The organism is Streptomyces bikiniensis, from assembly GCF_000716625.1.
GTDB lineage: Bacteria > Actinomycetota > Actinomycetes > Streptomycetales > Streptomycetaceae > Streptomyces > Streptomyces bikiniensis.
The window spans coordinates 1-5,413 of the sequence record NZ_JNXJ01000094.1 but is presented as its reverse complement, the minus strand read 5'-3'; the positions used below and the strand labels follow the sequence as shown (position 1 = coordinate 5,413).

Here is a 5,413-nt window from a genome sequence, read left to right as displayed (position 1 = left end):
ACACACTGAGTTGACCTCCGACGACATGAGATGTCTTCGACCGCTCGGCGATGGCGTGGTCGCGAGCGGGGACCAGGGTGCCGTCCACGATGAGCACGGTGTCCCTGGCGAACCGCTTACGGGGCTGGAGTGCGAGTAGGGGTCCGAGGTGGTTGATGACTCGGCCGGCCGTCGACTTCGAGACGCCGAACAGCGGAGCGAGCTGCCGCAACGTCAGATTGGTGCGCCAGTAGGTGGCGACCAGCAACACCCGGCCCTCCAGCGGCAGACTCCACGGCCGGCCTCGGTGGACCACATCTGCTCCATCGCGCCGCAGCGTGGTCAGCAGCTTGCCGAAAATGCGTGGGCTCAGCCCCGCGAACGGGGCTATCCAGACACCTCACGGCGCCAAGCCGTCAAGCCGGGACGGCGGGCACGAGCTCACCATTCGATTTCGAGGGCCCTGCCGGTGGTCATCAGAGAGCGTCCTTGATGTGGCCTCGGGCGAAGTCCCATGGGGCGGGTGCATTGGCAGCCGCGTACTCATCTGCGATGCCGAAGACGCTCCCGCATCCTGGACATTCCGCCTGGCCGAACAGGTGAGTCAGGCCCCAGGCGAGCCGTTGCTGGCCATCCCGTACGGCTGACTCGTGCAACATCCTCCCGGTGCCGGTCAGCTCGTGCGGAACGGCCGGCCTGAGCGGGACCTGGTGGACATCCCCCAGATTCCAGTCCCGGATCGAGGAGTAGCATCCGTAGTCGCCGACCGCAATCGTCACCGGTGCGTCGCAGTGCGGGCAAGCGACAGTGACGAAGGAATCGGTGAAGTCGTCCAGGGCCTCGAACCACAAGGGCTGGCCGTCGAACGCGAGCATGGCCCGCAGCCGGCTCAGGTAGATCTTCCCGTCCAGGCCAGACCGCAGCCGGGCGGCGGCCATGGCGCGAAGCTCGGCCAAGGTCGCAGCACAGCGGGCGACTTCTTCGTCGGCACCGTGAGGTTGAAGGAGGCCACCCGCTATGGCTCCGGCCAGATCGAGCGCCCAGTCCCCGGCGTCCTCGGTCTTCGCGATGTCCGCCAGCTGTGGCAGTGCGGCGATGCTCGCCGGGGTGATCGTCCCCTGGTGGCACAAGCGCCCCCAAAGCCCGTTGATGGCCTCCTGGTCACGACCGATGGCTCGGTCCAGCAGCCCAGGGATCGCTTGTGCCGGGCCGTAGACGTCGTGAAGTGCGGACCAGTCGATCATCCGGTGATTCAAGCACGCCGCGGAGCGATCTCCGGGGGCGGTGAGCCGTGAGCGGGATCACCTACTCCGCCGCCAGAGCTGGGGCCCGCGGCGCCGGGAACGCGGTGTGCTCATCGAACAGGCGGCGGTTCTTGAGGCAGTGGTGGAGCTGGCCCAGCATCCGGTTGAACAGATTGCGCTGGCCAGCGGCGTGCCAGTCTCCGTGGTCGTCACGTCGCCGCCGGTAGTGGGCTTTGGCACCGGGCGAGGCGGTGATCGCTGAGAACGCCCAGAGGTAGCCGGCGTGGTTGAGCCGGTTGTTCTTCACCCATCGTCTGGTGATGCTGGACTTCTTGCCGGAGGCTCGGGTGACGGGTGAGGCGCCTGCGTAGGCCTTCAGGCCGCGGGCGTCCGCGAAGCGGGTGCGGTCGTCTCCGATTTCGGCCAGCACCCGGGCGGCAAGCTGGATACCGAGGCCGGGGAAGCTGAGGATGATTTCGGAGTCCGGGTGCCGCGGGAACGCCTCCTCGACGGCCTGGGCAAGGTCGGCGGCGGCGGTGCAGGCGGCCGTGAGCTGTCCGAGTAGGGCGAGCGCCTGCTTGCCGAGCGCATCCTCGACAAGCTCGGGCTGGCGGGCCCAGTCGGTGCGGAATGCCTCGCGCAGCCGCTCGACGTCCGCCTCGATGCCGCGCTTGCGGCCCGCACGCTTGAGAGCCGCCGTGATCTGGGTGCGAGTCAGGCTCGCGGCCTTGGCCGGTGTCGGCGCGAGCTTCATCAGCTCGCGGGCCTCCGGTCGGCACAAGCCGTTGTCCCACCTGGCGAAGGCCTCCAGAGCGGCGGGGTAGTACTCGCGCAGCAGCGAGCGAAGCTGGTTGGCGACCTGCTGCCGGTTCCAGACCGCGTCCTGCTGAGCGCGGGCCAGTACGGCGATGGCGCGGGCCAGGTCGCTGTCGTTCGGCAGCGGCCGGTGGGCATGCATATCTGTGCGCAGGATGTTCGCCAGGACCAGGGCGTCGCCGGGGTCGGACTTCTTGCGGGAGACCGCGTGCCGGTCGCGGTAGCGGGCGGCAGCCATCGGGTTGATCGCGAACACCTTCCGCTTGCCTGCCCGCAGCACCGCGACCAGCAGACCGCGGGAGGTCTCGATCGCAACCGGGATCGGGGGGTCCTCCGTGTCGCCGTACTCGGCGAGCAGGTCTATCAGGCTCCTGTAGCCGGCCGCGTCGTCGGTGATGTGTCGCTTTGCAAGTAGCTGGCCGGTGTCGTCGACCAAGGCAACGTCGTGTGTCCTCTCGGCCCAGTCGATGCCGCAGTAGATCAACTCTTTCCTCCCCAAAGATGCGGTGTTTGCGCTGGTTGCGAGCGCATGCGGGCCACGCAGCGACCTAATTCCAGGACTCGACCACCCGGTCGGTCCGCCACCTCACTAGCCGTTCGTGGCGCCAGCGCACCCCACGGGCCCCGGTCTCCTCGGGAGCTCTGACGGCTCTGGAGTATCAGGAGGTCACCGTGCGGCGGGCTCGCACTACCAACACCAACGAGTGATCAAGCGGCCAGTGCTGACGGTGGCGGCCTCGAAGACACCGAGCGCCGCCGCTCTGGATAAAGGGATCGAGTGCCCAGACGGCTCCAGGCGTACGTTCGGTGCCCGCGAAGCTGCCACCACCTGCACTGTGGAAAGCCAGGATGAGCGAAGGGCATCGGTCCCCGGCGCTCGAACGGACTGGTGGACAGCCCCGTCCCACGGCCCGTTATCAAGGAATTAGGACGACTCCGAAGCCGTGATCACACTCGCCACATCATGATCATCACTCAGACCGGCCCAACGCCGAGACAATCCCACAGTTACGCTGCTGGGGGCAGTCCACAGTGAGCAAAACCCGGGGGGAACCGTGAACCGACCTCTGCTGTTCCTCGACGTGGACGGGCCGCTCAACCCCTACGCGGCCAAGCCGGAGAGGCGCCCCGACGGCTACACCACACTCAGAGTCCCCCGAAACGATGCCCATGAGGACGACAGGGGCCTCTCCTCCCGACGACGCCCCCTGCGTGTCTGGCTCAACCCAGAGCACGGACGCACCCTGCTCCAGCTCGGCTTCGAACTGTGCTGGGCCACCACATGGAGGCCTTCCGGAACTTCCCTTCGTGAACTTCGGCGACGTCCTGCTCCAGCAACGCCCTGATGGAGTCCACTGGAAGACCGGACCGCTGGTGGACTACGCAGACGGCCGTCCCTTCGCCTGGGTGGACGACGAGCAGAGCGAGCTGGATCAGACGTACGTGACCGCCCACCACCAAGGATCTGGGCTCCTCCACCACGTCAACCCGCGGATCGGCCTACGGGAGAACGACTTCCGCACACTCGCCGACTACGCCCGGTCCCTGAACACCTCACGAACCACCGGCTGAGCACCTCACCGGCTCTTCAAGCTGCTCCGTACTCAGACCCAAGATCTTTGCGGGACAGCCCTTAGGGTTCGATATAGCCCGTGACGATATGACGCGTAGGTGAGGACCAGCGCCCCGATGCGCTCTGGAACGCAGTACCGCCGGGCCGTTCTAGCCACCTGCTCGCTCTTCATCGCGTGAGCCTTCTGCCAGGCCTGTGAGCTTCTCGTCCCGTCCCGGCGGGACAGAGACAAAATGAACTAGGTTAAGTAAATGATTGTTTATGGTCGCGGAAAATATGCCCGAACCGGCGAGGAAGTCGAAAATCTCATTCATGAGATTGTGAGTAGCCTCGCGCAGCGTGTGATAGATCCTTCTGGATACGAGACCATACCCGAACGTGCCGTTGTATGCATTGTCGATGAAGATCACCCCGAGAAAATTAATAGGTGGCACGCAGATAACTGCATGTACGTCTCGGTGGACATTCAATCCGGCTATGGCGCTCTAAAGTGGTGGGGCACTCGAAGGGTTGATAGTAAAATCTCTGCAGAAGTTTTCAGATCTGTCTGGACCTCGATGAGCTCGAACCCTCCGGAGGAGGATCCTTTGCTGATAAAAGACCCTGGATCAGGCGAGTGCTACCCTCGGGAAGCAGCTATTTCTATAGCTCAGATCCGAGAAGCCCTAGAGGAATTCTGTCACCTTCGCACAGGGGATCGACCCGAATGCATCAAGTGGCAACTGCTCGACCAGAGCTACTAATTTTATTATTTCGCTTCTATGCGGCGATTGCTCTTCAGCGGTTCGGTGTTTTGTCTTCAGTAGATATGGCGGCTCTGTGACCTGCCAGTTTGTGGCGGTAGAGCTTATAAGGTATGAGCGCAGCACTTCAGGCTCGAGCCAATCCCTATAGCGAATTACTGTCTTTCACCCCCGGCTCGCCATGATACTTTGAGTAGCCCTGATCTGCGATGATGCTCCTGATCTTCACTCTCGGAACCCCAGGATGAAAAAGGTTCACTGCCGGTCTCATCTCGATAAACCAGATAGGCTCTCGAATCCCCACAACGCCATCCCAAGAACACGCTACCTACTTCCACCAACAGTACATGCTGCATCAAAAGATGCGGGCTCTACAGTGAGACGTCTGAGGGATCCGAAATGATTCAAAACCCGTGGACCCCTGCACATCAGGCGGTGGAGTCGGGTGACCTCGCCGAGTTGACCCGACTCCTCGACGCGGGAGCGGACCCAGAAGAAGTCTGCTGCGGGATGACGCTCCTGCTCCACGCCATCGATGTGGAAGGAGACGCAGCACTCCAGTCAGGCAAGCCGCTCGATACGGCGCTCACCGCGATCCTCCTGGCTTACGGAGCCGACCCGACCGCGACCCCCGACGGCGAGACACCGCGCCAGTTCGCGAGCTCCTACAACCACCACATGGCAGTCAGGCTCCTGGACCGGCACACAACAACCACCAAGGCCCCTGCTGCCGGCCCGCGAAGCGGGCCCCGGTGGCCCTGGAGGCGCAGCCGGAAGGGCTGAGGGTGGGAGCGAAGCGGACACCCAACGGGCCGCAGGCCCGCACCCCATGAAACACACTCATCTCCCCCGCACAGCGCGGAAGACCCCCCGCCCCGCGAAGCGGGCCGTTCGGGGGGGAGCGCAGCGCAACCCCGAACCAGTCCGAAGCAAAGCGCAGGACCCCGGCCCGAAAGGGCCGGCCACAGCTCGAAGCGAAGCGGAGAGCCAGGCCCGAAGGGCCCGGCTGAGCGCAGCGAAGCCGTTCAGTCCTGAGCGCGCAGCGCTTAGGTACCCGC

5 protein-coding genes and 1 pseudogene are annotated in these 5,413 nt (G+C 64.5%); 2 read left to right on the top strand and 4 right to left on the bottom strand.

The features are described 5' to 3' along the window. The 3 genes from OO47_RS32800 to OO47_RS32790 all read right to left on the bottom strand — a co-directional run. On the bottom strand, positions 1-370 hold a 370-nt coding region (locus tag OO47_RS32800), incomplete at its 3' end, for a transposase family protein (protein WP_167345371.1). Between the two features lie 85 nt (positions 371-455). Further along, positions 456-1,223 carry a hypothetical protein gene (locus OO47_RS32795; RefSeq protein ID WP_030223416.1) on the bottom strand — a complete coding sequence of 256 codons (768 nt, stop codon included), beginning with the start codon at positions 1,221-1,223 and terminating at the stop codon, positions 456-458. A gap of 61 nt (positions 1,224-1,284) precedes the next feature. Then, the gene (locus OO47_RS32790) at positions 1,285-2,523 is read right to left on the bottom strand and encodes an IS110 family RNA-guided transposase (RefSeq protein ID WP_030223413.1); all 1,239 of its coding nucleotides are present in this window, start codon (positions 2,521-2,523) and stop codon (positions 1,285-1,287) included. Positions 2,524-3,094: 571 nt separating this feature from the next. Here OO47_RS32790 and OO47_RS33780 point away from each other — a divergent pair. Beyond that, positions 3,095-3,611 (top strand): annotated as a pseudogene (locus tag OO47_RS33780) (hypothetical protein). A 150-nt stretch (positions 3,612-3,761) separates the two neighbouring features. On the opposite strand, the gene OO47_RS38325 reads toward OO47_RS33780, so the two are convergent. After that, positions 3,762-4,022 (bottom strand): hypothetical protein, encoded by a 261-nt coding sequence (locus OO47_RS38325; protein ID WP_234323389.1) that lies wholly within the window; start codon positions 4,020-4,022, stop codon positions 3,762-3,764. Between OO47_RS38325 and OO47_RS35840 the strand changes: the two genes are divergently transcribed. Continuing rightward, positions 3,933-4,355: an Imm1 family immunity protein gene (locus OO47_RS35840; protein WP_234323388.1), complete on the top strand. Its 423-nt coding sequence runs from the start codon at positions 3,933-3,935 to the stop codon at positions 4,353-4,355. The genes OO47_RS38325 and OO47_RS35840 overlap by 90 nt on opposite strands. The last annotated feature ends 1,058 nt before the right edge of the window (positions 4,356-5,413 follow it).

Coding starts and splice junctions, on each gene's coding strand:
- OO47_RS32795 (WP_030223416.1), bottom strand. CDS start 1,223: ATGATCGACTGGTCCGCACTTCACGACGTCTACGGCCCGGCACAAGCG.